This is a genomic window from Pseudomonas sp. Nvir (genome assembly GCF_963778085.1).
GTDB classification, from domain to species: Bacteria; Pseudomonadota; Gammaproteobacteria; order Pseudomonadales; family Pseudomonadaceae; genus Aquipseudomonas; species Aquipseudomonas juntendi.
Genome location: NZ_OY970405.1, coordinates 4,507,908 through 4,534,234, shown reverse-complemented (window position 1 = coordinate 4,534,234; position 26,327 = coordinate 4,507,908). Strand labels below are relative to the sequence as shown.

The 26,327-nt window shown below is 62.9% G+C and carries 24 protein-coding genes; 12 read left to right on the top strand and 12 right to left on the bottom strand.

Going from position 1 to position 26,327, the window contains the following annotated elements:
• Nucleotides 1-4: 4 nt before the first annotated feature.
• The 6 genes from AACG97_RS21865 to AACG97_RS21840 all read right to left on the bottom strand — a co-directional run bounded on the left by AACG97_RS21865 (nt 5) and on the right by AACG97_RS21840 (nt 5,832).
• The gene (locus AACG97_RS21865) at nt 5-679 is read right to left on the bottom strand and encodes a COG3650 family protein (RefSeq protein ID WP_009684615.1); all 675 of its coding nucleotides are present in this window, start codon (nt 677-679) and stop codon (nt 5-7) included.
• A 209-nt stretch (nt 680-888) separates the two neighbouring features.
• Complete coding sequence (locus AACG97_RS21860) at nt 889-1,590, bottom strand: ABC transporter ATP-binding protein (RefSeq protein ID WP_009684616.1); 702 nt, start codon at nt 1,588-1,590, stop codon at nt 889-891.
• Entirely contained in the window at nt 1,591-2,358 is a 768-nt protein-coding gene (gene livG, locus AACG97_RS21855; protein WP_009684617.1) for a high-affinity branched-chain amino acid ABC transporter ATP-binding protein LivG, read from the bottom strand.
• Nucleotides 2,355-3,611, bottom strand: a complete 1,257-nt coding sequence (locus tag AACG97_RS21850; protein WP_009684618.1) for a high-affinity branched-chain amino acid ABC transporter permease LivM — start codon at nt 3,609-3,611, stop codon at nt 2,355-2,357. Before AACG97_RS21850 ends, livG begins: the two co-directional genes overlap by 4 nt.
• On the bottom strand, nt 3,608-4,531 hold the full coding sequence (livH, locus tag AACG97_RS21845; protein ID WP_008097482.1) for a high-affinity branched-chain amino acid ABC transporter permease LivH: 924 nt from the start codon (nt 4,529-4,531) through the stop codon (nt 3,608-3,610). Before livH ends, AACG97_RS21850 begins: the two co-directional genes overlap by 4 nt.
• Nucleotides 4,532-4,716: 185 nt before the next feature.
• Nucleotides 4,717-5,832: a branched-chain amino acid ABC transporter substrate-binding protein gene (locus tag AACG97_RS21840; RefSeq protein WP_009684619.1), complete on the bottom strand. Its 1,116-nt coding sequence runs from the start codon at nt 5,830-5,832 to the stop codon at nt 4,717-4,719.
• Between the two features lie 359 nt (nt 5,833-6,191).
• Between AACG97_RS21840 and AACG97_RS21835 the strand changes: the two genes are divergently transcribed.
• Both AACG97_RS21835 and AACG97_RS21830 read left to right on the top strand, forming a co-directional pair.
• The gene (locus AACG97_RS21835; protein WP_009684620.1) at nt 6,192-6,503 is read left to right on the top strand and encodes a DUF2288 domain-containing protein; all 312 of its coding nucleotides are present in this window, start codon (nt 6,192-6,194) and stop codon (nt 6,501-6,503) included.
• Between the two features lie 165 nt (nt 6,504-6,668).
• Nucleotides 6,669-7,556: an NAD(P)-dependent oxidoreductase gene (locus AACG97_RS21830; RefSeq protein WP_009684621.1), complete on the top strand. Its 888-nt coding sequence runs from the start codon at nt 6,669-6,671 to the stop codon at nt 7,554-7,556.
• On the opposite strand, the gene AACG97_RS21825 is transcribed toward AACG97_RS21830, so the two are convergent.
• Entirely contained in the window at nt 7,456-9,720 is a 2,265-nt protein-coding gene (locus AACG97_RS21825) for a putative bifunctional diguanylate cyclase/phosphodiesterase (protein ID WP_009684622.1), read from the bottom strand. The genes AACG97_RS21830 and AACG97_RS21825 overlap by 101 nt on opposite strands.
• Before the next feature lie 266 nt (nt 9,721-9,986).
• Nucleotides 9,987-12,833 carry an RNA polymerase-associated protein RapA gene (gene rapA / locus AACG97_RS21820; RefSeq protein ID WP_009684623.1) on the bottom strand — a complete coding sequence of 949 codons (2,847 nt, stop codon included), beginning with the start codon at nt 12,831-12,833 and terminating at the stop codon, nt 9,987-9,989.
• A gap of 151 nt (nt 12,834-12,984) precedes the next feature.
• Between rapA and AACG97_RS21815 the strand changes: the two genes are divergently transcribed.
• The 7 genes from AACG97_RS21815 (at nt 12,985) to AACG97_RS21785 (ending at nt 17,851) form a co-directional block, all read left to right on the top strand.
• Complete coding sequence (locus AACG97_RS21815) at nt 12,985-13,680, top strand: M949_RS01915 family surface polysaccharide biosynthesis protein (RefSeq protein ID WP_009684624.1); 696 nt, start codon at nt 12,985-12,987, stop codon at nt 13,678-13,680.
• A 63-nt stretch (nt 13,681-13,743) separates the two neighbouring features.
• On the top strand, nt 13,744-14,073 hold the full coding sequence (locus AACG97_RS21810) for a hypothetical protein (RefSeq protein WP_009684625.1): 330 nt from the start codon (nt 13,744-13,746) through the stop codon (nt 14,071-14,073).
• A 67-nt stretch (nt 14,074-14,140) separates the two neighbouring features.
• Nucleotides 14,141-14,302: a hypothetical protein gene (locus tag AACG97_RS21805; RefSeq protein ID WP_009684626.1), complete on the top strand. Its 162-nt coding sequence runs from the start codon at nt 14,141-14,143 to the stop codon at nt 14,300-14,302.
• A gap of 135 nt (nt 14,303-14,437) precedes the next feature.
• On the top strand, nt 14,438-14,554 hold the full coding sequence (ccoM, locus tag AACG97_RS21800) for a cytochrome c oxidase subunit CcoM (protein WP_003254862.1): 117 nt from the start codon (nt 14,438-14,440) through the stop codon (nt 14,552-14,554).
• A 245-nt stretch (nt 14,555-14,799) separates the two neighbouring features.
• Nucleotides 14,800-16,788: an FUSC family protein gene (locus AACG97_RS21795; protein ID WP_054890183.1), complete on the top strand. Its 1,989-nt coding sequence runs from the start codon at nt 14,800-14,802 to the stop codon at nt 16,786-16,788.
• Nucleotides 16,775-16,981 (top strand): DUF1656 domain-containing protein, encoded by a 207-nt coding sequence (locus AACG97_RS21790; RefSeq protein ID WP_009684629.1) that lies wholly within the window; start codon nt 16,775-16,777, stop codon nt 16,979-16,981. Before AACG97_RS21795 ends, AACG97_RS21790 begins: the two co-directional genes overlap by 14 nt.
• A 12-nt stretch (nt 16,982-16,993) precedes the next feature.
• A complete protein-coding gene (locus AACG97_RS21785) occupies nt 16,994-17,851 on the top strand; it encodes an efflux RND transporter periplasmic adaptor subunit (RefSeq protein WP_009684630.1) in 858 nt (285 codons plus the stop codon).
• A gap of 22 nt (nt 17,852-17,873) precedes the next feature.
• Here the strand turns inward: AACG97_RS21785 and AACG97_RS21780 are convergent, their stop codons facing one another.
• Complete coding sequence (locus AACG97_RS21780; RefSeq protein ID WP_009684631.1) at nt 17,874-18,632, bottom strand: SDR family NAD(P)-dependent oxidoreductase; 759 nt, start codon at nt 18,630-18,632, stop codon at nt 17,874-17,876.
• Nucleotides 18,633-18,744: 112 nt separating this feature from the next.
• Between AACG97_RS21780 and AACG97_RS21775 the strand changes: the two genes are divergently transcribed.
• Both AACG97_RS21775 and AACG97_RS21770 read left to right on the top strand, forming a co-directional pair.
• A complete protein-coding gene (locus tag AACG97_RS21775; RefSeq protein WP_225785944.1) occupies nt 18,745-19,653 on the top strand; it encodes a LysR family transcriptional regulator in 909 nt (302 codons plus the stop codon).
• 125 nt (nt 19,654-19,778) lie between these two features.
• A complete protein-coding gene (locus AACG97_RS21770; protein WP_009684633.1) occupies nt 19,779-20,108 on the top strand; it encodes a DUF2025 family protein in 330 nt (109 codons plus the stop codon).
• Nucleotides 20,109-20,178: 70 nt separating this feature from the next.
• Here AACG97_RS21770 and AACG97_RS21765 read toward each other — a convergent pair whose 3' ends face one another.
• Both AACG97_RS21765 and AACG97_RS21760 read right to left on the bottom strand, forming a co-directional pair.
• Complete coding sequence (locus AACG97_RS21765) at nt 20,179-22,743, bottom strand: bifunctional diguanylate cyclase/phosphodiesterase (RefSeq protein ID WP_009684634.1); 2,565 nt, start codon at nt 22,741-22,743, stop codon at nt 20,179-20,181.
• A gap of 51 nt (nt 22,744-22,794) precedes the next feature.
• Nucleotides 22,795-23,868: a diguanylate cyclase gene (locus tag AACG97_RS21760; protein ID WP_033690737.1), complete on the bottom strand. Its 1,074-nt coding sequence runs from the start codon at nt 23,866-23,868 to the stop codon at nt 22,795-22,797.
• A 129-nt stretch (nt 23,869-23,997) separates the two neighbouring features.
• Here AACG97_RS21760 and AACG97_RS21755 point away from each other — a divergent pair, with 129 nt between their 5' ends.
• The gene (locus AACG97_RS21755; RefSeq protein ID WP_047149994.1) at nt 23,998-25,089 is read left to right on the top strand and encodes an MBL fold metallo-hydrolase; all 1,092 of its coding nucleotides are present in this window, start codon (nt 23,998-24,000) and stop codon (nt 25,087-25,089) included.
• Nucleotides 25,090-25,091: 2 nt separating this feature from the next.
• On the opposite strand, the gene AACG97_RS21750 is transcribed toward AACG97_RS21755, so the two are convergent.
• A complete protein-coding gene (locus AACG97_RS21750) occupies nt 25,092-25,988 on the bottom strand; it encodes a formate/nitrite transporter family protein (protein ID WP_009684638.1) in 897 nt (298 codons plus the stop codon).
• Nucleotides 25,989-26,327: the final 339 nt, after the last annotated feature.

Below are 26,327 nucleotides of genomic sequence, written 5' to 3'. Positions count from 1 at the left end.
GTGATCAGTTGTCGCGTGCGCCGCCGTAGTAGCCGCAGCCTTGCAAGGTCTTGCCGTCGATGCGCAATTCGGCACGCAGGTGGTCAACGGCCCCAGTGGCGCTGTCTACGCAGCGTTGTGGTGCGACCCACAGTTCCACATGCTGACCGTTGGCTTCGCTGGTCAGGGTCAGGCCGCCACCGGGGACTTCTTCTTCAAGGAATGGCAGGGGCAGGGGCGCTTGACCCACGCGGTTGAGCACCATGCCCTTGCCACTGGCCTTGACGTCCCAGCCCGGCTCGTGGCCGCTGGCGCGCAGGGTCAGTTGCCTGAAATTGGGGTCTTCGCAGGCGCGGGTGGACGGTTCCAGGCGGTACAGGCGACGCACTTCCAGCTGGCCGTCGCTATTGGCCTGCTTGCTGCCGGTGAGGCGGCCGCGCACATCGGCGAACAGCTTGTCATTGGCACCCTTGGCCAGGTTGGCGGCTTCTTGCAGGATGCCGGTGGCGCCAACGTCATTGATCACGAAGGTACGGTTTTCGCTGCAAGGCTTGAACAGCAGCTGGCCACCGGCAGCGCGCAGTTCGCCCTGCATGCGCGTGGTGCCGATGTTCGGGTCGCTGGGGGCGTCAGCCATCAGTTGGCAGCCGGCGAACAGGGGCAGCAGGGCGGTGAGCAGCAGGGTGGGGGTCAGGCGCATGGGGCGGGCTCCGGGATCTTTGCCGTGAAAGCTGGCCACGTTACGCAGGCTGGCGGTGGATCTCAAGTCAAGGGTTGTTCGCACAGGCGCCCACTGCCCTGAGGATTGCGGGGGACTTGCAGGCGCTGGCTTGCCGGCGACGGGGGGGCGATGCAGACAACACGTTCCTTGCAGGCAGAAAAAAGGGCCTGTGAAGGCCCTTTCCCCAATCAACCACCCAGATACGCGTCGCGCACCTTCGGGTCGGTCAACAAGGCTTCCCCGGTACCTTGCATCACCACCCGGCCGTTTTCCAGCACGTATGCCCGGTCGGCAATCTTCAGCGCCTGGTTGGCGTTCTGTTCCACCAGGAACACCGTTACGCCGTCACGGCGCAACTGTTCGATGATGTCGAAGATCTGCTGGATGATGATTGGCGCCAGGCCCAACGAGGGTTCGTCGAGCAGCAGGAGCTTGGGCTTGCTCATCAGCGCACGGCCAATGGCGAGCATCTGCTGCTCGCCACCCGACATGGTGCCGCCACGCTGTGAGTAGCGCTCCTTGAGGCGCGGGAACAACTGCAGGACTTTGTCCAGTTGCGCCTGGTAGTCGCCTTTGTCGGTGAAGAAACCACCCATCGCCAGGTTCTCCTCGACGGTCAGGCGGGCGAACACGCGGCGGCCTTCCGGTACCACCGCAATGCTCTTGCGCATGATGTGCGAGGACGGCTGGCCGACCAGTTCTTCACCCAGGTACTTGATGCTGCCGCTGTGCGCCTGGGGTGAGCCGCACAGGGTCATCAGCAGGGTCGACTTGCCGGCCCCGTTAGCACCGATCAGGGTGACGATCTCGCCTTGGTTGATCTCCACGTTGACGCTGTGCAGTGCCTGGATCTTGCCGTAGAAGGTGGAAACGTTCTCGAACTTCAGCATTTACGCTTCCCCCAGGTAGGCTTTGATCACATCAGGGTTGTCGCGGATCTCCTCGGGCGTGCCGTGGGCCAGGGGGGTGCCCTGGTTGATCACCACGATATGGTCGGAAATGCTCATCACCAGCTTCATGTCGTGCTCGATCAGCAGCACGGTGACGTTGTGCGACTCACGCAGGTAGCCGATCAGGGCCTTGAGGTCTTCGGTTTCCTTGGGGTTCAGGCCAGCTGCCGGCTCGTCGAGCATGATGATGCGCGGCTGGGTCATCATGCAGCGGGCGATTTCCAGGCGGCGCTGCTGGCCGTAGGCGAGGGTGCCGGCGGTACGGTTGGCGAACTCGGTCAGGTTGACCTTTTCCAGCCAGTACTGCGCGCGCTCCATGGCCTCCTTTTCGCTGCGGCGGAAGCCCGGGGTCTTGAACAGGCCAGCGAAGAAGTTGGTGTTGAGGTGACGGTGCTGGGCGATCAGCAGGTTTTCCAGCGCGGTCATTTCCTTGAACAAGCGCACGTTCTGGAAGGTGCGCACCACGCCTTTGCGGGCGATCTGGTGCCCGGCCAGGCCCTGAATGGGCTGGCCATCGAGCAGGATGGTGCCGCCGCTGGGCTTGTAGAAGCCGGTCAGGCAGTTGAACACCGTGGTCTTGCCGGCGCCGTTCGGCCCGATCAGTGCCACGACCTGTTTTTCCTTGACGGTCAGGCCCACGCCGTTGACCGCCAACAAGCCGCCGAAGCGCATGCTCAGGCCGCTGACTTGCAGAATTTCGCGGCTCATCGACGCAGCTCCATGTGCGGACGTTGCATAGGCAGCAGGCCTTGCGGACGCCAGATCATCATCAACACCATCAGCGCACCGAACATCAGCATCCGGTATTCGCTGAACTCCCGCATCAGCTCTGGCAGCAGGATCATCACGATGGCCGCGAGGATCACGCCCAGTTGTGAGCCCATGCCGCCGAGCACGACGATGGCGAGGATGATCGCCGACTCGATGAAGGTGAACGACTCGGGCGTCACCAGGCCTTGGCGTGCAGCGAAGAAGCTGCCGGCGAAACCGGCGAAGCAGGCACCCAGGGTGAACGCCGACAGCTTGATCACCGTCGGGTTGAGGCCCAGTGCACGGCAGGCGATCTCGTCTTCGCGCAGGGCTTCCCAGGCGCGGCCGATCGGCATGCGCAGCAGGCGGTTGATGACGAACAGTGCCAGCAGGGCCAGCAGCAGGGCCACCAGATAGAGGAAGATGACCTTGTTGATCGAGTTGTACGGCAAGCCGAAGAACTCATGGAAGGTCTGCATGCCCTCGGCGGCACGGCGTTCGAAGGTCAGGCCGAAGAACTCCGGCTTGGGGATGTTGCTGATGCCGTTGGGGCCGCCGGTCCAGTCGGTGAGGTTACGCAGGAACAGGCGGATGATTTCGCCGAAGCCGAGCGTCACGATCGCCAGATAGTCGCCGCGCAGGCGCAGCACCGGGAAGCCGAGCAGGAAGCCGAAGGTGGCGGCCATCAGGCCGGCGATCGGCAGGCATACCCAGAAGCTCCACCCCAGGTAATGCGACAGCATGGCGTAGCTATAGGCGCCGACGGCGTAGAAACCCACGTAACCCAGGTCGAGCAGGCCCGCCAGGCCAACCACGATGTTCAGGCCCAGGCCCAGCAACACGTAGATCAGGATCAGCGTGGCAATGTCGACCGCGCCGCGTGAACCGAAGAACGGCCACACCAATGCGGCGACGATCAGGCCCATGATCACGTAGCGCTGGGTTTTCGGCAGGGTCAGGTAGTTGCTGACTGCCGGTGGGATCAGTTTGCGGTCCGAGCGGCGGCCCATCACCGCACTCCACTGCCGGTCGAACAGTACCCGCAGGAACATCAGTAGCGAACACACGGCAATGATGCTGATGGTGAACGTGCCTTGGCTGTGCACCACCAGGCTGATGCCGTCGATGCTCAGTTTCAGGCCCAGCACCGGGAAGGCCACGGCCCAGACCAGCAAGGCGCTGAAGAACGCCTGTTTGAGATTTCTGTTCATACTTTTTCAACCTCCGGGCGGCCCAGGATGCCGGTCGGCCGGAATAGCAGGACAAGAACCAACAAGCCGAATGCCACGACGTCCTTGTACTGGTCACCGAAGATATCGGCGCCGAACGCTTCGGCCACGCCCAGCACCAGCCCGCCGAGCATGGCGCCCGGGATGCTGCCGATGCCACCCAGTACCGCCGCCGTGAAGGCCTTCAGGCCCACCAGGAAGCCGGCGTTGGGGTTGATCACCCCGTACTGCATGCTCAGCAGCACGGCCGCCACGGCTGCCAGGGCGGCACCGATGACGAAGGTGAGGGCGATGATGTTGTTGGTGTTGATGCCCAGCAGGTTGGCCATCTTGATGTCCTCGGCGCAGGCGCGGCAGGCGCGACCCAGGCGGGAACGGGAGATGAACAGTGTGAGCAGGGTCATGGCGACCAGGGTGACCACGAACACCAGGATCTGCATGTAGCTGATCAGGACCTCCTCCGCGCCACCTGGCCCAAACGAGAAGCTGCCGGGGATCAGGTTGGGGATGGACTTGTCCTTGGAATCTTGCGACAGCAAGACCGTGTTCTGCAGGAAGATCGACATACCGATGGCGGAAATCAGCGGGATCAGGCGGTTGCTGTTGCGCAGGGGGCGGTAGGCAACCCGTTCGATGCTGTAACCGTAGGCACTGGTGACGAAGATCGTCGCGACGAAGGCAACGGTCATCAGGATGGGCAGCGAGTGGATGCCCATCATGGCCAGGCCCGCCAGGGCGATGAAGGCCACATACGAACCGATCATGTACACCTCGCCGTGGGCGAAGTTGATCATGCCGATGATGCCGTACACCATCGTGTAACCGATGGCGATCAAGGCATAGGTGCTGCCGATGGTCAATCCATTAACCAGTTGTTGGAAGAAATGGTAGATCTCAGGCATTACAGCGCTCCTAAAAACCTGATTTGCATTTCGCTGGCGAGGGTAAGGCCAGGAAACCGCGGGTGACGGTTTTAAGATTTTCAGGTGAGCCCGCCCCCGGATCGCGGGGGCCAGGCCCATGAACCTCGTAAAACAAAGCCCACTGCTCGCACAGTGGGCTTCTAGGTCAGCTATTAGTCACGCAGTTACTGAGGGGAGACTTCGGTCTTCGGCTTGCCGAAGTGCCATTCGTAGACCACGAACTTGAAGTCTTTCAGGTCGCCTTTGGCGTCGTAGGACAGCTCGCCGGTCGGGGTTTTGAAGGTGCCGGCGTGGATGGCCTCGGCCACCTTGTCGGTGTCTTCGGACTTGGCGGCCTTGATGCCTTGGGCAATCAGTTCCACAGCCGAGTAGGCAGGGAATACGAACGGGCCGCTTGGGTCTTTGCCGTCAGCCTTGATGGCGTCGACGATCTTCTTGTTCGCAGGGTCGGCGTCGAACGACTTCGGCAGGGTGACCAGCAGGCCTTCGGAGGCGTTCTGGGCGATCTGCGAGATGGAGTCGTTGCCCACGCCTTCCGGGCCCATGAACTTGGCTTTCAGGCCTTTTTCCTGAGCCTGGCGCAGGATCAGGCCCAGCTCTGGGTGGTAGCCACCGTAGTAGACGAAGTCAACGTTGTTCTGCTTGAGCTTCTGGATGATCGAGGAGAAGTCCTTGTCACCCGCGTTGAGGCCCTCGAACACGGCGACCTTGGTGCCTTTTTTCTCCAGGGTCTGCTTGACCGCGGTGGCGATGCCTTCACCGTACTGTTGCTTGTCGTGCAGTACCGCCACCACTTTCGGTTTGACGAAGTCGGCGATGTAGTTGCCGGCCGCCGGGCCCTGAGCGCTGTCCAGGCCGATGGTGCGGAAGATCAGCTTGTAGCCACGGGCAGTGATTTCCGGCGAAGTCGCGGCCGGGGTGATCATGATCACGCCTTCGTCTTCGTAGATGTCCGATGCCGGCTGGGTGGAGCTGGAGCACAGGTGGCCGATGACGAACTTGACGCCGTCGTTGACCACCTTGTTGGCGACTGCCACGGCCTGTTTGGGGTCGCAAGCGTCGTCGTATTCCTTGGCTTCAAGCATTTTGCCATCGACGCCACCAGCGGCGTTGATATCCTTGATGGCTTGCTTGGCACCGATGAACTGCATGTCGCCGTACTGGGTGACAGGGCCGGTCTTGGGGCCGGCGATGCCGATCTTGATGGTATCGGCGGCAAACGAATGGCTGGCTACCCCGGCCAGTACCATCGCGGCGAACAGCTTGGAAATCTTGATCATAGTGCTCCACTCATTCTGTTGTAATTCTTATAGTCCTGGCGGCCAGGGCTACAGACCGGGCGGGATTTGCGGCGTGGCCATGCCAACGCGCAAGCCCACCTTTCCCCCGGAACATGTCCCGGAACTGTACCGGTACAGTGTAGAGCGCTGTCGGATCGCTTGAAAAGCGGTCAAAAAGTGCCTGCTTCCTGGGTTGTCGCTTGATCGAAAGAAAGATACAGAAAGGCGCCATCAAACTGCCTGTATCTGCGCTTTCAGCCCACAAGTTCGGGGCTAATCGACCAAATTACATATTTGAAACCGGGTTTTTCTGCAAAAATGCCGGCCTTTTTTATTGGCGATTTTTGCGGATACCACCCATGACCGATCAAACAAGCACCCTCTATGCCAAATTGCTTGGCGAGACTGCAATCATCGAGTGGAAAGCGCTGGAGCGTTTCTGGGCAAAGGGTGACCTGATTTGGGTCGACCCCAGCCTGGATCTGATCGCTGTGGCTGAGGCGATGGCCGAGAACCGCAGTGAAATCTTCGCCAAATGGCGTAGTGATGGCACTGTGGGGCCTGTCTCGGCAGAGCAGGCCCTGGACCTGCAAACCCGCGATCCAGAGATATGGGCGGTGGTGGTGTCACCGTTCATCGTGATCCAGGCGAAGCGTGCTGACCAGGCGTGATCTTTTTTGGTGCGTAAAAATGCGCACCGGCCTCGTTTTGGTGCTCGCTGCTGCTCAGTGCGGGTAGAGGTAAGTAACAATTCGGCGTGGCGGTAACAGTTTACGGGATGCGTAATGAGGTTGCCCCGCACACCAGCTCGATATCGAATCTGACGGGAGTCATTGATGAACACTGCACTACCTTCGCTTGGTTTTGCCGGCATTGGCCTAATGGGCTTGCCCATGTGCCGCCGGTTGCTGGCTGCGGGCTATCCGCTGACGGTCTGGAACCGTAGCCCGGACAAGTGCGCCGCGCTGGTCGCCGCCGGTGCCCGTCTGGCTGGCAGCCCGGCCGAACTGTGCCGCGACAGCGACATGGTGTTGTTGTGCCTGGCCGACACGGCGGTGGTGCGTGAGGTGGTGTTTGGCGAGCAAGGCGTTGCCGAGTGTGGCCGTGGTGGCCAGTTGCTGATCGACTTCTCGAGCCTGGAGCCTACTGCCACCCGAGAAATGGCGGCCGAGCTGGCAGCGCTGTGCGGCATGGCCTGGCTCGATGCGCCGGTGTCAGGCGGCACCGCGGGTGCCGAAACTGGCACGCTGGCGATCATGGTCGGTGGCGAAGCGGCGGACCTGCAGCGCGCTCAGCCGGTACTTGAGGTGCTGGGCCAGCGTGTCACGCACATGGGGGCGGTGGGCGCAGGCCAGGTGACCAAGGCGTGCAACCAGATGATCGTCGCCTGCAATGCGCTGGTGATTGCCGAAGTGGTGGCCCTGGCCGAGCAGGCCGGGGTGGACGCCACGCTGCTGGCCGAGGCGCTGGCCGGTGGTTTTGCCGATTCCAGGCCGTTGCAGATCCTGGCACCGCAAATGGCCGAGAGCCGCTTCGAGCCGGTCAAATGGCACGTGCGCACCTTGCTCAAGGACCTGGACGGCGCGGTCAAGTTCTCGCGCGAGCAAGGTTCGGCAACACCGCTCAGTGGCCTCGCCGCGCAACTGATGCGCCTGCACGGTAGCCAGGGGTACCTGCATAAAGATCCGGCGACCCTGATAACGCTGTATCGCAGCAAGGGGTAAACACCACGAGGGTGCGCTGCAGCCGGTCCAGCATGGGTTGCAGCTCGGCCCAGGGCATTGGCCGCCCGAGCAGAAAGCCTTGCAGGTAGTCGCAGGCGTGGTCTGCGAGAAACGCTCGCTGTTCCTCGGTTTCCACGCCTTCGCTGACCACTTGCAAGTGCAGCGTATGCGCCATCACGATGATTGCCTGGACAATTTCACGGTCTTTCTGGCTGGCCGGCACGCCTTGCAGGAAGGTGCGGTCGATCTTCAGCACATCCAGGGGCAGGTGCTTGAGGTAGGCCAAGGACGAGTAGCCGGTGCCGAAGTCGTCGATCGACAGGGCGACGCCCAGGGCGCGGACCCGTTTCAGCAGGTTGACCGTGCGCTGGATATCCCCCATCAAGGCGTTTTCGGTCACTTCCAGCTCCAGCTGGTGCGCTGAGACCCCGGCGTGGAACAAGGCCTTCTCCACCTCGTTGGGCAGTTCGTCATGGCTGAGGGTCACCGCCGAGCAGTTGACCGTTACCTTGAGGTCGCCGTGGCCGCCGCGCTGCAGCAGTGCCAGGTCGGCGCAGGCGTGCCGCAACACCCACAAGTCGAGGTCGACGATCAGGCCGTTGGTTTCGGCTATGCCGATGAACCGGTCGGGCCCAAGCAGCCCATGCTGGGGGTGCTGCCAGCGTACCAGGGCCTCCAGCTTGGCCACCCGCCCAGTGCGCTGGTCGAAGATCGGCTGGTAATGCACGCACAGGCCGCGCTCTTCCAGCAGCGCCAGTCGCAACTCTTCTTCCAGTTGCAGGGCAATCGAGGCGCGTGCCTTGAGACTGTCATTGAAAAAATTCAGGCTGTTGCGGCCGTTGTCCTTGGACTGGTAAAGGGCCAGGTCCGCATGCTTGAGCAGCTCTTCGGCGCTGCTGCCATCATCCGGAAAGATACTCACCCCAATACTGGTGGTCATCACCATGCGCCTGCCGCAAAGCTCGATGGGGTCTTTCATGCGTTGCATGATGCGCTGGGCCAGGTGGCGGGCTTCGTCGCGGCTGTTGAGGCTGGTGACCACGCAGAACTCATCGCCACCAAAGCGTGCCACCAGGTCCTGGCTGCGGGTCGCGGCCTTGATATGGTTGGCAATGACCTTGAGCAATTCATCGCCAGCGTGGTGGCCAAGGCTGTCATTGATGCGTTTGAAATGGTCGATATCCAGGAACATCACCGCCAGGCGGCTTTCGCTGGCCAGGTGCTCGGCCAGGCGTTCGGCGAACAGTTGGTTGAAACCACGGCGGTTGACCAGGTTGGTCAGTGCATCGTAGTGCGCTGCCTGCTGCAGTGACGCGCGGGCCTGGTCCAGTTCGCTGAGCAGCACGCTGACCCGGCGCAGGTCATGCTCCTTGCTTTGCAGCTTCTTGTCGGCCAGGGCCGCACTGATGCTGGCACCACTGATCAGCAAGGTGATGAAACCGATGCCCAGCGCCAGTTGCAGGCTGTTATCCCCAGACGGCAAGCGCAGTGCGGTATCGCTGGGGATGACCAGGGTCATTGCCGACATCGCCGTGAAATGGGAAGCCACCATACCCGCGGCGATCAGCAGGCTGGCGCCGTACTTCGCGGCCTGGTACAGGGTGCCGCTGCCATTGCGAAAGTTGCGCGCCAGGTACAATGCCAGCAGGCTGGTGAGCGGGGCGATGATGGCAGCACCCAGCAGCGGGCCGGTCTGGTAGTACTGCCGGGCGCCGGTTTGCATCGCGGCCATGCCGACAAAGTGCATGAGGACGATACCCATGCCGATCAGTACCGCGCTTTGTACGATGTGTGGCGTGCGCATGTCCTTGCGATCGAGGCTGCGCATGACCAGCCATGCAACCGCCAGGGCAATGAGCAGGGAAAGGATGGTCAGCGGCAGGTCGTAGTGCACTTCGACGGATGCCTGAAAGGCCAGCATGCTGATGAAATGCATGGCCCAGATGCCGCCGGCCAGGCAGCAGGCGCCAAGTACGTTCCATTGCCGGTGGGCGGTAGGGTCTTCGCTGTGGGACTGGCGCTCGGCCATGTCGAGGGTGGCGAAACAGGCTGCGCAGGCTACTACGTAGGCGAGTAGAACCAGCAGCGGCTCATGCCGACAATCGAGCAGGATACGTCCGGTTGCCGGCAGGTCGGCGAACAGTTGCAGGCCCAGCCACTCCATGGAATGCCTCTCGATCGAGTTTTCACTCGTCTGCGCTACAACCCTGTGCAGACTGCCCAGAGGCAGTATAGGAACAAGTGTTTAAGCCTTCCTGGATAATGGCACATTGATTTCTACGATTTGGTTATCAACCTAATCGCTGTCGGAAATATGGCACCCGCCCAAGGGCAGCGTGCCCGCGATGTGCCTGGCACGATGCCAGGCACCGGCTTCGCCGGTTTTCGCGGGCACCTGCGCTGCCCAGGGGGAGGGGTGCTGGTATGGCGTCAGCCGGCGACTAGTACACGAATGGCTTCCAGGCGCAGGGCAGCTTTTTCCAGCATTGCCAGGCCCTCTTCGCGCTGCTTGCGCAGGGCGTCGATTTCGCTGTCACGTACGCTTGGGTTCACCGCTTGCAGGGCGAGCAGGCGCGCCAGTTCTTCGTCGGCCTCCGCTGCCAGGCGGCGTTGGGCTTCGGCCACACGCTCGACGTGGGTCGGCAGGATCTTCTCTTCGCCACCGCTGATGCGCTTGGCCAACACGTCGCGCTGCGCCTGGACAAACTTGTTGGCGCTGGCCCGTGGCACGCTTTCAAGCTGGTCGTTGAGCGTTTCGAAGGCCACGCGCGAGGCCAGGTCGTTGCCGTTGGCATCGAGCAGGCAGCGCAGTGCCGCAGGGGGCAGGTAACGCCCCAGTTGCAAGCTTCGCGGTGCCACCACCTCGCTGACGAACAGCAGTTCGAGCAGCACGGTACCGGGCTTGAGCGCCTTGTTCTTGATCAGGGCGACGGCCGTATTGCCCATGGAGCCGGACAGCACCAGGTCCATGCCGCCTTGCACCATCGGGTGTTCCCAGGTCAGGAACTGCATGTCTTCGCGCGACAGCGCCTGGGCGCGGTCGTAGGTAATGGTCACACCTTCGTCGTCGCCCAGCGGGAAGCTGGCGTCGAGCATTTTTTCGCTCGGCTTGAGGATGAGGGCGTTCTCGGAGTGGTCTTCGCTGTCGATGCCAAAGGCGTCGAACAGCGTTTCCATGTAGATCGGCAGGGCGAACTGGTCGTCCTGCTCGAGGATGGCTTCTACCAGCGCCTCGCCTTCACCCGCGCCGCCCGAGTTCAGCTCCAGCAAGCGATCGCGGCCGGTGTGCAGTTCGGCTTCCAGGCGCTCGCGTTCGTGACGGGCGTCGGCCACCAGGCTGTCCCAGGCCTTGCTGTCGCCGCCTTCGAGCAGCGGCAGCAGGCGTGGGCCGAACTGGTGTTGCAGGGCGTTGCCGGTCGGGCAGGTGTTGAGGAACGCGTTGAGCGCTTCGTGGTACCACTGGAACAGGCGTTCCTGCGGGCTGCTCTGCAGGTAGGGGACATGCAACTGGATGGTGTGCTTCTGGCCGATACGGTCCAGACGGCCGATACGTTGTTCCAGCAGGTCCGGGTGGGCCGGCAGGTCGAACATCACCAGGTGGTGCGAAAACTGGAAGTTGCGGCCTTCGCTGCCGATCTCGGAGCAGATCAGCACCTGGGCGCCGAACTCTTCATCGGCAAAGTAGGCGGCTGCCCGGTCGCGCTCCAGAATGCTCATGCCCTCATGGAACACCGAGGCCGGAATGCCGGAGCGCACGCGCAGGGCGTCTTCCAGGTCCATGGCGGTTTCGGCGTGGGCACAGATGACCAGCACCTTGGTGCGCTTGAGCATTTTCAGGGTGTCGATCAACCAGTCGACCCTTGGGTCGAAACGCCACCAGCGCTCGTCGTCGGTGCTGTCACCCTGTGCCTGGAAGGCGACCTCCGGGTACAGCTCGGCTTTCTCGCCTGGCGGCAGCTCGCGGTATTGCTCGGGCATGGCCACCGGGTAAGGGTGCAGTTGGCGCTCCGGGAAGCCCTGGACCGCCGCGCGGGTGTTACGGAACAGCACTCGGCCGGTGCCGTGGCGGTCGAGCAGCTCACGGATCAGCCGCGCGCTGGCCTGGGTATCGCCATCGCTGACCGCGGCCAGCAGCGCTTCGCCCTCAGCCCCCAGGAAGCCCTGGATGGTGGCGTGTGCCTTCGGCGACAGGCGGCCTTCGTCGAGCAGCTCTTGCACGGCTTCGGCGACCGGGCGGTAGTGATCGCTTTCGGCGCGGAAGGCGGCCAGGTCGTGGAAACGGTTGGGGTCGAGCAGGCGCAGGCGAGCGAAGTGGCTGTCCTGGCCAAGCTGTTCAGGGGTAGCGGTAAGCAGCAGTACGCCAGGAATCACCTGGGCCAGTTGCTCGACCAGGGCGTATTCGGCGCTGACCTGGTCCTCGTGCCAGACCAGGTGGTGAGCCTCATCGACAACCATCAGGTCCCAGCCGGCGGCAAACAGCGCATCCTGGGCCTTCTCGTCCTCTACCAGCCACTCCAGGGCCACCAGTGCCAACTGGGCGTCATCGAACGGGTTGCTGGCGTCGCTTTCGATGAAGCGTTCGGCGTCGAACAGCGCCACCTGCAAGTTGAAGCGCCTGCGCATTTCTACTAGCCACTGGTGCTGAAGGTTCTCCGGCACCAGGATCAGTACTCGGCTGGCCCGGCCCGTCAGCAACTGGCGGTGAATGACCAGGCCAGCCTCGATGGTCTTGCCCAGGCCCACTTCGTCGGCCAGCAGTACCCGCGGCGCGCTGCGGTCGGCGACTTCGCGGGCAATGTGCAACTGGTGAGCGATTGGCTGAGCGCGGCAACCGCCCAGCCCCCACAGCGCCGACTGCATCTGCTTGCTGGTGTGCTGCAGTGTGTTGTAGCGCAGGCTGAACCACGCCAAAGGGTCGATCTGCCCGGCAAACAGGCGGTCGCTGGCCAGGCGGAACTGAATGAAGTTCGACAGCTGGGTTTCCGGCAAGGTGCGCGGCTGGTTCTGCCCGTCGAGGCCGTGGTAGACCATCAGCCCGTCGATGTCCTCGACCTCGCGTACGGTCAGCTTCCAGCCTTCGAAGTGGGTGATCTGGTCACCTGGCGCGAAGCGCACGCGAGTCAGCGGCGCATTGCGCAGGGAATACTGGCGCGTGTCGCCAGTGGCCGGGTAGAGCACGGTCAACAGGCGGCCATCCTGCGCCAGGATGGTACCCAGGCCGAGCTCTGCTTCGCTGTCGCTGATCCAGCGTTGCCCCGGTTGATACTGCTGCGCCATACTGCCTGAACTCCCGCGATGAAAAAGCCGATTATGTTAACGGATCGGCCGGTGAGACCAAAGTGCCGAGCGCACCTAATGGTGCCGAAAGCCATCAGTCTAGCCGTTTCACCGCTCTGTACCGCACCGCCGACGAGGGCCACGCACCAACATGTCTGCCAAGCACAGCTGGATCAGCGCTTCCATGGCCGTGGGCAGCCTGTTGCTGCTCAGTGCCTGCGAGCAGAAAACCTTCGAGCCTTTGGCCCCCATTCCCACCGATCAGCTTGAAGTGCTGGGCGTGCAGGCGCCGATCAAGAGCGTGCATTTTCGCGACCGCGATGGCGAAGGGCTGCTGGTATTGAGCCGCAGCGATGGCCAGGCCAGCGACCCGGAAAGCGAGCAGGAGGTCGACAAGGTGGTGCTCAAGGCCACCTTGTACGGGCGCACGGCGCAAAGCGATGCGTTCAAGGCCCGCTGGCAGATCGAGCAGGAAACCACGTGCCCCGGCCTGGACCTGGATGTCGACTTCTATACGGATGTCAGTGACGTCAGCGACCTGAACAAAGATGGCGTGGCCGAAGTGACAGTTGCCAGTCACGCCTTTTGCGGCGGGGGTATCGACCCCCACGACATCGCCATCGAAATGCGTGAAGGGCAGGCCAGCTACACCATTACCGGGCAGTCGCTGATCAGCCCCGCAGGCGAGGACCCGGTAGGGGGCGAGCGCACCGACAGCGCTTCGCTCAAGAACGCCCCGCAAGTATTGCGTGACCATATGGATGCGGTCTGGCAGCAGGTCTACAAGCGCCCCTGGAGCGAAGCCAGCCCGCCCAGTGACGACGAGCCTGACGATGATGTGGAGTAAAGGTTGGGCCTGAGATCAAGGTAATGCCGCGCCTGCCGATACAGCGGGCATAGGAGAACGCCCATGTTGCCGCCGATCATACCGCTCAGTGCCGCCCCGGTGACCTCGCAACAGGACCCGGTCAAACCTACCCCCGACATCAAGCCGGTGGTACCGGCGCAGCCTGCGTCCGGCGAAACTGCCATCGACCTCAAGCAGCAGCGCGATCCGCAGGAGCAGGCACTGCTGTTGCGTGATGAGCAGCGCCGCCAGCAGCAACGGCGCCAGCAGCGTGGGGCGGGGCGCTATAACCCTGAGCCTGGCGACGAGGTCAACGCCGACAATACTGTCCCGGTCGTGCCCTTGATGGACGAGCCCAACCGCCAAGGGCTGCTGGTGGACATCGAAGTCTGACACGGGGCTGGTCAGCGCCGGCGTCGGGCTTCATCATGCAAGTCTCCGTTGATCGTCGAGCCCACCCATGAGCCAAGACAACCTTATCGATTTCGATGCTGAACGCGCCAAGCGCGTGCATGACCTCAAGGAAAAGCGCCTGAACGAGATGCGCAATGCATTCGAGCAGGCTCTGCCGTTGAACACTGGCAAGAAAAAGAAGCCCAAGGGCAAGCCGAAGAAGCGCTGAAACTTGACGCAGGTCAACCCTGCACCTGCCTCGTGTGCCCGGGCCCGGGCACCATTGACCCTGATCAATTTTCCCTCGCCCGACATTGGTTAACGTTCTCCCATCGGACAACGGCAAACGAATGGGGAGGCCAGCATGTTCTTCGACAATGTGGTTATCGCCGGTGTGGTAACGGTCGGGCTGATGGTTGCTTTCTTTGCCGGTCTGGGCATTTTCATCTGGAAGGACTCGAACAAGCGCAAGCCGCGCTGACCTTCCGGGTACACGAGCACGCAAGGCATTTAGGGCGACTTCGGTCGCCCATTTTTTTTTGCCTGGCATTTGCGTGTTGCCTGCCGGGCCACAGGGCTCAAGCCAGCCATCGCGCAGCGTGGCGTGCGCTGACGCAGCAGTTGGATTGCAATGAAGATGAGTAGCTAGCTAATTATTCATTTTCACTTTATTCTCTGCGCCATTGTCTATCTTTTCACTACTACCCTCCCCGCAAGGTTCGCCCAGTGCCCATCACGCTTCAGGCCCTGTTCGCCCCCACCCCCCTCGCCATCAAGTTCGCCATCAAAACCCTGCTCGGTGGTGGCCTGGCGTTGTGGCTGGCAATGCGATGGGGCCTGGAGCAGCCGTCCTGGGCATTGATGACGGCGTTTATCGTTGCCCAGCCGCTGTCTGGCATGGTGGTGCAGAAAGGCCTGGCGCGGTTGGCCGGGACCTTTGTCGGTACGGTCATGGCGGTGGTGCTGCTGGGCCTGTTCGCCCAGACCCCGGGGCTGTTTCTGATTGCCCTGGCCTTGTGGCTGGCCTTGTGCACCGCCGCCTCTACCCAGTTGCGCAGTGCCTGGGCCTATGCCTTCGTGCTGGCCGGCTACACGGCAGCGATCATCACCTTGCCGGCCATCGACCACCCCCTGCAGGTGTTCGACCAGGCGGTGGCCCGCTGCACCGAGATCAGCCTGGGTATTTTCTGCGCCACGGCCAGCAGTGCCTTGCTCTGGCCGATGCGGGTCGAGCAGCAGCTTGGCGGCCAGGCGCGTCAGGCCTGGCAGAACGGTCTGCAGGCCGCCAGTGCGATGCTGGGTGGCGAGGACGATGCACGCAGGGGCTTGCTGGAGAGCCTGGGGCGCATCGTTGCCATCGACAGCCAGCGCGAGCATGCCTGGTTCGAAGGCAACCGCGGGCGTCAGCGTGCCCGTGCCATTCGGGGGCTAAGCCAGAAGCTGATGGTGCTGTTGCGTATTTCCCGGTCGGTGCGCCGACAGTGGCGGCAACTGGATGAGCAGCAGGCGGAACACCTGGCCCCCTGGTTGTCTGAAGTTCGGGCGCTGCTGGACAAGCCCGACCAGCCCAGCCTGTTGGTGCTGCGCCAGCGCGTCTGGGATGCCGCGCACGATGAGCATATAAGTTCGGTTGAGCATTACTGCCTGGCGCGCATGGCCCTGCTGCTGGATTACGCAATGGCCGCCGGCCAGGCGCTGGAGGCTGTGGAAGCGGGCACGGCGCCGAAGGATGTCGGCCAAGGCCTGGCCGTGCACCGCGATTGGTCGCTGGCCTTGCTGTTCGGTTCGCGTAGCGCACTGGCGTTTCTGGTGATGAGCGCTTTCTGGCTGGCCACCGCCTGGCCTTCGGCGCCGGGCGGCCTGGTGCTGACCTGTGTGGTCTGCAGCCTGTTCGCCAGCCGCGAGAATGGCGCCCAGATTGGCTTGAGTTTCCTGCGCGGGATCTGCCTGGCCATACCGGCAGCGTTCCTGGTCGGGCAGATTCTGCTGCCGCAATGGAGCAGCTTCGCGCTGCTTTGCCTGGGCATGGGCGTGCCGCTGTTGTTCGGCGCGCTGGGTATGGCCCACCCGCGTACCGGCGCCACTGCCACCTCTTATTGCCTGCACTTCATCGTACTGGTGTCGCCGGTGAATGCCATGCAGTTCAGCGTGGCGACCATGCTCAACAGTGCCCTGGCCATGCTGGTAGGGGTGTCGGCAGCGGTCATGGCGTTTCGCTTGTTGGTGTTCCGTCACCCGGCCTGGCTTGGGCGGCGCCTGCGTGCTGCAACCCAGAGTGACCTGGTGCGCCTGACCCGGCGTGACCTGCGCGGGGCCGATACCTGGTTCGGCGGGCGCATGGCCGACCGCCTGATGCAGTTGGCGCGGCATGCCAGCGAGTTGCCCGAGGGCGAGCGCAAGCGCTGGGACGATGGCCTGCACGGGCTGGATATCGGTGATGAACTGGTGCACCTGCGCATGTGCCTGGCGGTCGCGCAGGCGCCGTTGGGCGGCGCCGAGCGGGAGTACCTGCAGCAAGTGGAGGCGGTACTGGCCAAAGGGCCTGCCGCCGGGCGCGGGCAACAGCTGGACAGTGCCAGCGAACGGTTCATTGCTGCGTTGCACCGCCAGCCTGCGAGCGACCCGCTGCGGTTGGCCGAGGGCGCGGTGCTGCAATTGCAGAAAAGCTGGGGCAAGTGGTGCCGCTGGCAGGAGGAAGCCCATGGGGTTGCGTGAATGGGAAGTGGGCGGCGTGCTGCTCAGCCCGTTTCTGCTTTATGTGTTGCTGGCGCTGGTGCTTACCGGCCTGCTGCGCCTGCTGGTGCAGGCCACACCGTTGGCGCGCTGGATCTGGCATGAAGCGCTGTTCGATGCGGCGGTTTTCGTTTGTGTGCTGTTCCTGGTGGTACGCCTGTTGGGAGCTTTTTAAAGGAGTGTTTCGATGCGTGCGGCCGTACGTACTCTTGTAACCCTGTGTGTGGTGGCCCTGGCCGTGTTGGCCGGCTACCAATTGTGGCAGTACTACATGCTTACCCCCTGGACCCGGGATGCCCGTGTGCGCGCCGATGTGGTGGTGATTGCACCTGACGTTTCCGGCTGGGTGCGCCAGCTCAAGGTGCATGACAACCAGCAGGTCAAGGCGGGTGAGCTGTTGATGAGCATCGACCGCGAGCGTTTCCAGGCCGCGTTCGACCAGGCCAGTGCGGTGACGCAAACCCGCGCCCAGCAGTTGCGCCTGCGCGAGAGTGAAGCAGCCCGGCGTACCGCCCTGGGGCCCGGGGCGATCAGTGCCGAGCTGCGGGAGAACGCGCAGATCAATGCTGCCATCGCCCGTGGCGAGTTGCAGGAAGCCCAGGCGCAGCTGCAGGTGGCGAAAATCAACCTGGCGCGCAGTGAAGTGCGTGCGCCGCGCAGCGGGCATATCACCAACCTGCGCCTGGCCGAAGGCAACTACGTGAACACCGGCCAGTCGGTGATGGCCTTGGTGGACGATTCGACGTTCTATATCCAGGCCTACTTCGAGGAAACCAAGCTGCCGCGCATTCGCGTGGGTGACCCGGTAAAGGTCTGGCTGATGGGCGCGGGTGAACCCATGCAGGGGCATGTAGAAAGCATCAGCCGCGGCATCACCGACAGCAACAGCAACCCGGACAGCCAGCTGCTGCCGGAGGTTGAGCCGACCTTCAACTGGGTGCGGCTGGCCCAGCGGATACCGGTGAGAATCCGCCTGGACCAGGTGCCCGACGGCGTGACCCTGAGTGCGGGGATGACTGCGAGTGTGCAAGTGCATGAGCCGTGAGCCGGGGCCCAGGCACCCGCCACTACAGGAACATGCCGCCCGAAACCTCCAGGCGCTGCCCGGTGATCCAGCCATTACCGTCTTCCAGCAACAAGGCGATCGCCGCGCCGATGTCATCCGGCAAACCCACCCGTCCCAGCGCGGTGTTGCCAGCAATGTAATCATTCACCTGCGGGTTGTCCCGCACTACGCCCCCGCCAAAATCGGTCTCGATGGCCCCCGGCGCCAGGATGTTCACGCGAATGCCCCGGGCGCCCAGTTCCTTGGCCTGGTAGCGGGTCAGCACTTCCATCGCGCCTTTCATGGCGGCATAGGCGGCGTACCCTGGTAGGGCAAACCGTGCCAGCCCGGTCGAAATGTTGATGATCCGGCCGTTATCGACAAGCAGTGGCAAGAGGCGTTGGGTGAGGAAGAACGGGCCTTTGAGCTGAATGTTCAGCAGTTGGTCGAACTGCGCCTCGCTGGTTTCGGTATACGGCACGTTCAACCCGATGCCGGCATTGTTCACCAGAAAGTCGAAACGCTGGCGACCGTGGTGCTGCTGCAAGACAGCCGCCAGCCGCTCGGCAAAGCCGGCAAAGCTGCTGGCGTCACCCACATCCAGTTGCAGCATGGTCGCCTTCACATCTGCCTGCTCCAGCGTGGCCGCCACGGCCTGTGCTTCTTGCGCTTTGCTGTTGTAGGTGCCGATGATGTCGATGCCACGGGCGGCCAGATGCTCGGCGGTGTTACGGCCAAGGCCGCGGCTTGCGCCGGTGATCAGGGCAATCTTGCGGGTCATGGTAAGAACCTCTCGATGGGTGCGTGCTCACAGGTTATTGGTCGGCTGGAAGGTGTTAAATCCTGCAAAAATGGAAATACTGTTCGCCTCAACCGGATAGTCGAGGGCGGGCGTGAATAAGTTGGAGTTGCTGCGGACCTTTGTGCGGGTCAGTGAAGTGAACAGCTTTACCCTGGCCGCCGAGAGCCTGGGCTTGCCACGTTCGACGGTGTCGGAACAGGTCAGGGCGCTGGAGCGCCTGCTGGGTACGCAACTGTTCAACCGCACCACCCGCCGGGTGCAGGCCACGCAGGATGGTGCCTTGCTGTACACACGCATCAAGGACCTGCTGTCAGGTATGGACGAGATCGAGAGCCTGTTCAGCGCCGATGATGCCGAACTGGCCGGGCGCCTGCGTGTCGACCTGCCGACGATGATGGCGCGGCGGGTCATCATTCCCGCGTTACCCCGGTTCCTGCAGCGTTTTCCACGTTTGCAGGTAGAGCTCAGTTGCACCGATCGGCAGGTCGATTTGCTGCGTGAGGGCTTCGACTGCGTGATGCGCATCGGCGCCTTGCATGACCTGGATGTCGTGGCCAGGCCGGTCGGGCAATTGAGCATGCGCAACTGTGCCAGCCCGGCTTACTTGGCACGCCATGGGGTGCCCCGTACCCTGCAGGACCTGGCAGGGCATCAATTGGTGCACTACGTGCGCAACCTGGGGGGGCGCTGCGCCGGCTTCGAATACGTGCAAGGTGGGCAGGTGCAGTACCAGCCCATGGCTGGGGCGGTAACGGTCAATAATGCCGAAGCCTATTCGGCAGCCTGCCTGGCCGGGCTGGGGCTGATACAGGTGCCGGCGGTGGGGGTGGCCGAACACCTGCAGCGCGGCGAACTGGTCGCGCTGCTGCCGGCCTGGCAGGCGCCGGCGATGCCCGTGTCGTTGCTGTATGCGCGGCAACGGCATGTACCCCGCCGGGTGCAGGCGTTCATGCAGTGGCTGGCAGAGGTGCTTCGCAGCGAGGTCGATGCTACGGCGTGAAGTTGAGCCGGGTCATGGCGCACGCACGGCCGCTTGCATTAGGCTTGGACTGGCGAGGCGCCCGGCAGAGGCGACCCTGTGCTGCCCAGCGTGCGTATCTTCCGATTTCATCACGAGGTTACGCCATGGCTATTACTTCCCAGGACATCTGCAACGCAGCTGACCAGCTCAAAGGCTTCGTCGGCTTTCATGACAAGCGCGGCGTTCATATCGTGCGTTTTTCCGAAGACGCGTTCGGTATGGATGTCGCTGACGCCAGCATCACCCCCTGCAGAGAGTTTGTCTGGCGCCCCGAGCAGGGGCAGCGCATGGCCCTGTGCCGGGAGCGCCTGGCACTGTTGCTGGACCAGCACGTGGATGACCGCTTGAACATCGCCGAGCCGCTGCGCATCTACCTGCGCCGCGGCGACTTGCCGGAAATCATCGCCGAGCGGCGGGTGCAGCCTACTGGCTGAGGCCCGCTCGCGCCCGTTGGGTTGATCGGGGCGTTGCCGCGCAACCGTGCAGAGGCGGCTCGACCCGCGCCTACCGGGGGCGCTGCAACAACGCCCGCATGGCCGCGGTATCCAGTGGCCGGCTCAGGTAATAGCCCTGTACTTCATGGCAGCGGTCCATTTGCAGCATGGCTAGTTGCTGTTCGGTTTCCACGCCCTCGGCCGTAACGGTCAGCCCCATTGCCTTGCCCAGGTTGATGATGGCCTGGACCACCGCACGGTCGCTGCCGCCGTTGGTGCTCAGGCCACTGATGAAGCGCTTGTCGATCTTGAGGCTGTCGAAAGGATACGTTCGCAGGTAACCCAGCGATGAATAGCCGGTACCGAAGTCGTCCATGTTCAGGCGCACGCCCAGTTCTTTGAGCGACAGCATGGTCCCCAGCGCGCCCTCGATGTCGTTGAGCATCACATTCTCGGTGATCTCCAGTTCCAGGCGTTGCGCCGGGAATGCCGTGCCCAGCAGGATTTCCCGCACGTCTTGCACCACATCGCTGCGCAGGAACTGCGCCGGTGACAGGTTGACCGACACCAGGATGTCTGCAGGCCAGTCAAGGGCGGTGCGGCAGGCCTCGTGCAGCACCCAGCGGCCCAGCGCGACAATGATATCGCTCTGTTCGGCCAGCGGGATGAAGGTATCCGGCCCCAGCAGCCCTTCCTGAGGGTGCTGCCAGCGTATCAGCGCCTCGACCGCGACCACGCGCAGGTCGCTGAGGCGGTAGCGCGGCTGATAGTGCAACTCGAACTCCTGGTTCCGCAGGGCGCGGCGCAGGTCGTTCTCCAGTTGCCGCCGGTACTGGATCTGCTGGTTCATTTCGCTGGCGAAGTAGCGCCAGGTGCTCTTGCCGTCTGCCTTGGCCTGGTACAGGGCGATGTCGGCACAGCGAATCAGCTCGCCGGCGTCGAAGCCCTGGGTGCGGGTCTGGGCGATGCCGATGCTGGCGCCAATGTGCAGGGGTTGGCTGTCGAACATGACCGGTTGTTGCAGCAAGCCGATCAGGCGCGCGCAGAAGCGGTCGATCTCCTGGCGGTTGTCCATGCCGCCAAGTACCACGATGAACTCGTCCCCGCCCAACCGCGCCACCAGGTCACCGTCGCGGGTGGTGTCGCGCAGGCGGGCTGCCACTTCCTGCAGTACCGCATCGCCAGCCGCATAGCCGAGTGAGTCGTTGATTGGCTTGAAGTTGTCCAGGTCAAGCAGCAACAGGGTCAACGGCGGTGAGTCTGTGCCGCGCAGCAGGGCCTGTTCCAGGTGCCGGGCCAGTTTGTTGCGGTTGGCCAGGCCGGTCAGTGGGTCGTGCAAGGACAGGTGCTGAATACGCGCATGGGCGTCGACTTCGTCGGTGATATCGCTGGCAGTGCCGCGCAAACCCACGGCCGTGTCCTGGTGCCAGATGGCGCGGGCGGAAATCCGACAATAGCGGTTCTGGCCATTCTGGTCGCGGTAGGTGCAGCGCAGGTTGGCCAGCTGCTGTGGGTCAGCGGTGGCCAGGGCATCCAGCCAGGGCGACAAGGGCGTGGTGTCGCAGGCCAGCAACTGGTTGAGCGGTTGGCCGAGCCAGTCTTCGACCGGGTAGCCCGTCACGCTGGCAAAGCGTTGCGACAAGTAGGTCAGGCGGTGGTGCCGATCGGTCTCCCAGATCCAGTCCGATGCCGACTCGGCCACCGCGCGAAAACGTTGCTCGCTGGCCTCCAGCGCCAGGTTGCTATGCTGCAGGTGGGCAAGCGTCAAGCCGATGGCCCGGGAGCTGCGCCACGCATGGCGGCACAGGTAGAGCATGACCAGCCCAAGGATCAGCAGGGCGCTGAGCAGGGCAGGCAATACCGCCCCTAGCAGCTGGCGCCCAGGCAACACGCTGTTCCACGACAGATGGTAGCCGGTGTCGCCCAGGTTGATGCGCAGGTGGTGGTGGGCTTGTGCGTCTTCCTTCTCAACGCGCATGCCGGCCAGGCCTGCACGCTTACCCAGCTGCGCCAGTTTGGCCTCGGTCAGCTGGTCGACGAACAGCAAGACCGGCGCCTGGCTCACTTCGCCTTCAGTGACATCGCGATCTGGCCGTATGGCCGCGGCGGTGAGCACGGCCGGCCAGCCATTGAACAGCACGAAGCGGGTGATCTGCTCGCGGGCAATGGCCGCCGCTCGGGCCTGGTCGATGATCGGCTGGATAGGGGCATCTATGTACGTGCCTACGCCTGCGGGGCTGGGCTGGCCTTTGAACAGGGCATAGGTGGTGCGGCCGTTTTCCACGACGAACACGCCTTCATAGCCGCTGGCGCTGTACAGCGATTCACCTATGTTCTTTTCATCATAGGCCCACTGCCAGTCGGCTTCGCCAGACAAGTGCTGCAAGGCGTCCTCCCATACGGCATAACTGGACAGGAATTGGCGCGACGCCAGTAACCGTTGCTCCAGCGCCTGATTGGCATGGAAGGCGCTGCGTTCGCGCTCTTGCTGGTCGAGGGTTGCGGCGATGTTGAACAGCGCGCCGAGAATGACCAGGCAAGCCAGACCGTAAACGGTGCTGAAGCCGGCGATCAGGTTACGCACTTGGAAACGTGGGGTAGGGCTGGCGGGTGGGAGGTTGGCAGTCCTGGCCATGCGCGAGCGGCTCCTTCAGGAAACCTCCTGCCAGGCAGTGAGGCAGCAGGTTCAATCAGGATAGGCCAGCTTCAGTGCGGTAGCTGCGCCACCGGCAAAATTCACCCGGTCGCGGCCAGCGTGCTTGGCAGTGTATAGCGCCTTGTCTGCCTCTTGCAGCCAATGTTCCGGTGACTCCAGGCTGGCATTGAAAGGCGACAGGCCAATACTCAGGCTGATGCGCAGGTGAGGGAGCTGCGCGTTGCGATACCCGGAAACCTGCTCACGCAGGCGTTCCATGATCTGGCAGGCCTGAGCTTCGCTGGTACCCGGCAGGATCACGCAGAATTCGTCGCCACCGTAGCGCCCGGCCTGGTCGCACTCGCGCAGGTTGCGGCGCAGCTCGGCGCTGAGCTGGCGCAGTACGCAGTCGCCAACCACGTGGCCAAAGGTGTCGTTGATGGTCTTGAAATGATCGATGTCGATCAAGGCGATCACCGCGTGTGCCTTTTGCTGTTTGCATTTTTGGTATTTGACGAGCAACAGGTCTTTCCAGGCGCCGTGGTTGAGCAACCCGGTGAGGCTATCCGTGAGGCTCAGGGCGCTGAGCCGGCGTTTATGGTCGCCCAGCTGGATTGCCAGCCGGTAGCACACCCAGCCCAGGGCCAGGGGGTACAGCGTCAGCATGGGCAGGCAGGCGTATATCTGCAGTGCAGTGGCATTCAATTGCAGGCCTGGGGCGAGCAGCAGGGTGCCGACCAGAATCCCGGCCAGTTGCGCAACAGCCCCTTTGAGCACCAATTGCCGGCCCCCGGCGGCCACGTTGTTCATGGTCATCATCGACAGCACGGTCACGGTCGGCAGCGGGTTGAAGTGCATGGCGGCGGCCCAGAAACCGCCCAGCAGCGAGTCCAGCAACAGGTTGCGTTGCTCGGCCCGGTACGGGGTTGCCGACCGGCTCGCCCACAAGTAGGCGACGTGGGGCCACAACAGGCCATTGAACAGCATCAGGCCCCACACCCAGGTGGGCGGGGATTGCGGGGCCACGCCAGCCATGACGCTGAACAGGCCGATGCCCATGCCCACCACACGAGGCGGGTAGATGCGCTTGACGAACGAAAGGCCTTTGCCGCTGCGGTTGTGCATCATGGTCATGTTCTTCTGCCGGGGTACCGTTTATCGCATAAATCGCATGAATATTGTCGAACAGTGTCGCCCCACTGAAAAATGACCTTACAAGCCAATTCACGGTTGATGCGATCACTGTGGGGTAACATGCGGACTTTCCTGTTGCTAGGAGTGTTGCTGATGGTTCCTTTGGCCAATGCTGCCGGTGACCCGGCGCCCCAGCGTGACGGGCGTTTTCACAATCAGGCGCAGCTACCGAAAGATGGCTTGCTGAAGAAGCTGCGCATCGGTCTGAAGTACCTGTTCCTGCGCAAACCGCCGAATACCCGGCCAACCACGCCGGTCAGCCTGCAACCGATGACCCGCCAGCAGGTGCTCGATGCGCCAGACCGCAGTCTGTGGCGGCTGGGCCATTCCACGGTATTGCTGAAGTTGCGAGGGCGCTTCTTCATTACCGACCCGGTATTCGCCGAACGCGCCTCACCGGTGCAGTGGGCCGGCCCGCAGCGGTTCCATGCGCCCCCGCTGGGGCTTGACCAGCTGCCGCCACTGGCGGCGGTGGTGTTGTCGCACGACCATTTCGATCACCTCGACGAGCAGGCAATCCGCCAGCTGGCCTCGCGAACCGGGGTTTTCCTGGCCCCGCTTGGCGTGGGTGAGCTGCTGATCAGTTGGGGCGTTGCGCCAGCGAAGGTGCGTCAGCTGGACTGGTGGCAGGAAAGCGAAGTGCAGGGTGTGCGTTTTATTGCTACCCCGGCCCAGCACTTTTCCGGGCGTGGGCTGTTGGACAGCAATCGCACCTTGTGGGCGTCGTGGGTGATCATCGACCAAGGCGTACGGGTGTTCTTCAGTGGCGATACGGGCTATTTCAACGGGTTCAAGCTGATTGGCGAGCGCTTTGGGCCGTTTGACCTGACCCTGGTCGAGACCGGCGCCTACAATCTCGCCTGGCCTGATGTGCACATGCAGCCAGAGCAGAGCCTGCAGGCCCACCTGGATTTACGCGGGCGCTGGATGCTGCCGATCCATAATGGCACGTTCGACTTGTCCACCCACGGCTGGCAGGAACCCTTCGAGCGCATCCTGGCGTTGGCAAACCAGGCCCAGGTACGGCTCAGTACGCCGCAGATGGGCGAGCGGGTGAGCCTCGACTCGCCGCATGCCGGGCTGAACTGGTGGCAGCCCCGCCCGGTGCGCCAGCGCAGCCTGAAGAATGAGCGAAGCGTTGCGGCGCGCTAGTGTCACTTGGTGTCGTCTTTGCCGCGCTGGCGTTGCGCCCGCTCGTGCTCCAACAGCCGCGAGGGTGCCTTGCCACTGTCACTGCGCACCTGAGCGTGGCTGATGAGCGCGAAAATGAAACTACCGCCGATGATGTTGCCGGCCAGTGTCGGCAAGGCAAACTCCAGCCAGAAGCTGCGCCAGGTTTCTTCGCCGGCCCACACCAGGTAGGACACCTCGACCGAGCCCACTACTATATGGGTGAAGTCGCCAATGGCCATCAGGTAGGTGATCATCAGGATGATCCAGATCTTGGCGTTCTCCATCGAGGGGATCATCCATACCATGGTGGCGATCATCCAGCCCGAGACGATGCCCTTGGCGAACATCTGGCTGATGTCGTTGCTCATGACCTTGCGGCCGATCTCCAGAAACGCCATGTCGGTCTTGCTGTCGAAGATCGGCAGCTCGAGCATCACCCAGGCCACCAGCAGGGTACCCGCCAGGTTGCCCAGCAGCACTACGCCCCAAAGCCGCAGAAGGCGGCCGAAGTTGGCAAGGGTAGGGCTGGTCATGACCGGCAGCACCGCAGTCAGGGTGTTCTCGGTAAACAGTTGCTGGCGGGCCAGGATCACGGCAAGGAAGCCGGCGCTGTAGCCGATGCTGGCGACTACCTGGGCGCTTTCACCTTCTGGCAGGCGGGCATAGAACAGTCCCATGGCCATCAGGGACAAGCCCATGGACAAACCGGCGGCGACAGCCGACCACCACAAGGCGGCGAGGGTCCGTTCCAGTTCCTGATCGCCCTGGTAGCGAATGGTCTCGTGCAGCACTGCCGCTCGTGGCGGTTGGTTGTGGCTGACTTCCTGCTCTTCATCTGCCGAAAGCCCTGGGGTTTTCTCGCTTTGCTCGACACTCATGGCCGTTTCGCTCCGTGGTGGGGTTCTCTACAGATTCGTGGCGATTTCATTAGTTGCCGGGGGGCAGGCGAAACGGCTGAGAAAAGTTTTTGGAACAAGGTGTTGACTCTGAATTCAAAGCGCGTATTATTCGCCTCCTCGCAGCGATCAACGCTTCGAGGCAAGCGGTAAGTTGTTGAAGTTGTAGGCTTTCGAAAGAAAGCAGCGGTAAAAAACTTCAAAATAAACGCTTGACAGCAGATGAGGAAAGCGTAGAATGCGCGCCTCGGTTGAGACGAAACACTCTTAACCAACCGCTCTTTAACAAATTGAATCAAGCAATTCGTGTGGGTGCTTGTG

Bases quoted from the DNA above. Each gene is read 5' to 3' on its own strand.
- AACG97_RS21760 (WP_033690737.1), bottom strand. From the start codon at position 23,868: ATGCACAACCGCAGCGGCAAAGGCCTTTCGTTCGTCAAGCGCATCTAC.
- AACG97_RS21840 (WP_009684619.1), bottom strand. From the start codon at position 5,832: ATGATCAAGATTTCCAAGCTGTTCGCCGCGATGGTACTGGCCGGGGTA.
- AACG97_RS21830 (WP_009684621.1), top strand. From the start codon at position 6,669: ATGAACACTGCACTACCTTCGCTTGGTTTTGCCGGCATTGGCCTAATG.
- AACG97_RS21810 (WP_009684625.1), top strand. From the start codon at position 13,744: ATGTTGCCGCCGATCATACCGCTCAGTGCCGCCCCGGTGACCTCGCAA.
- AACG97_RS21755 (WP_047149994.1), top strand. From the start codon at position 23,998: ATGCGGACTTTCCTGTTGCTAGGAGTGTTGCTGATGGTTCCTTTGGCC.
- AACG97_RS21750 (WP_009684638.1), bottom strand. From the start codon at position 25,988: ATGAGTGTCGAGCAAAGCGAGAAAACCCCAGGGCTTTCGGCAGATGAA.
- AACG97_RS21860 (WP_009684616.1), bottom strand. From the start codon at position 1,590: ATGCTGAAGTTCGAGAACGTTTCCACCTTCTACGGCAAGATCCAGGCA.
- AACG97_RS21785 (WP_009684630.1), top strand. From the start codon at position 16,994: ATGCGTGCGGCCGTACGTACTCTTGTAACCCTGTGTGTGGTGGCCCTG.
- rapA (WP_009684623.1), bottom strand. From the start codon at position 12,833: ATGGCGCAGCAGTATCAACCGGGGCAACGCTGGATCAGCGACAGCGAA.
- AACG97_RS21805 (WP_009684626.1), top strand. From the start codon at position 14,141: ATGAGCCAAGACAACCTTATCGATTTCGATGCTGAACGCGCCAAGCGC.
- AACG97_RS21790 (WP_009684629.1), top strand. From the start codon at position 16,775: ATGGGGTTGCGTGAATGGGAAGTGGGCGGCGTGCTGCTCAGCCCGTTT.
- AACG97_RS21850 (WP_009684618.1), bottom strand. From the start codon at position 3,611: ATGAACAGAAATCTCAAACAGGCGTTCTTCAGCGCCTTGCTGGTCTGG.
- AACG97_RS21865 (WP_009684615.1), bottom strand. From the start codon at position 679: ATGCGCCTGACCCCCACCCTGCTGCTCACCGCCCTGCTGCCCCTGTTC.
- AACG97_RS21770 (WP_009684633.1), top strand. From the start codon at position 19,779: ATGGCTATTACTTCCCAGGACATCTGCAACGCAGCTGACCAGCTCAAA.
- ccoM (WP_003254862.1), top strand. From the start codon at position 14,438: ATGTTCTTCGACAATGTGGTTATCGCCGGTGTGGTAACGGTCGGGCTG.
- AACG97_RS21765 (WP_009684634.1), bottom strand. From the start codon at position 22,743: ATGGCCAGGACTGCCAACCTCCCACCCGCCAGCCCTACCCCACGTTTC.
- livH (WP_008097482.1), bottom strand. From the start codon at position 4,531: ATGCCTGAGATCTACCATTTCTTCCAACAACTGGTTAATGGATTGACC.
- livG (WP_009684617.1), bottom strand. From the start codon at position 2,358: ATGAGCCGCGAAATTCTGCAAGTCAGCGGCCTGAGCATGCGCTTCGGC.
- AACG97_RS21780 (WP_009684631.1), bottom strand. From the start codon at position 18,632: ATGACCCGCAAGATTGCCCTGATCACCGGCGCAAGCCGCGGCCTTGGC.
- AACG97_RS21835 (WP_009684620.1), top strand. From the start codon at position 6,192: ATGACCGATCAAACAAGCACCCTCTATGCCAAATTGCTTGGCGAGACT.
- AACG97_RS21825 (WP_009684622.1), bottom strand. From the start codon at position 9,720: ATGGAGTGGCTGGGCCTGCAACTGTTCGCCGACCTGCCGGCAACCGGA.
- AACG97_RS21815 (WP_009684624.1), top strand. From the start codon at position 12,985: ATGTCTGCCAAGCACAGCTGGATCAGCGCTTCCATGGCCGTGGGCAGC.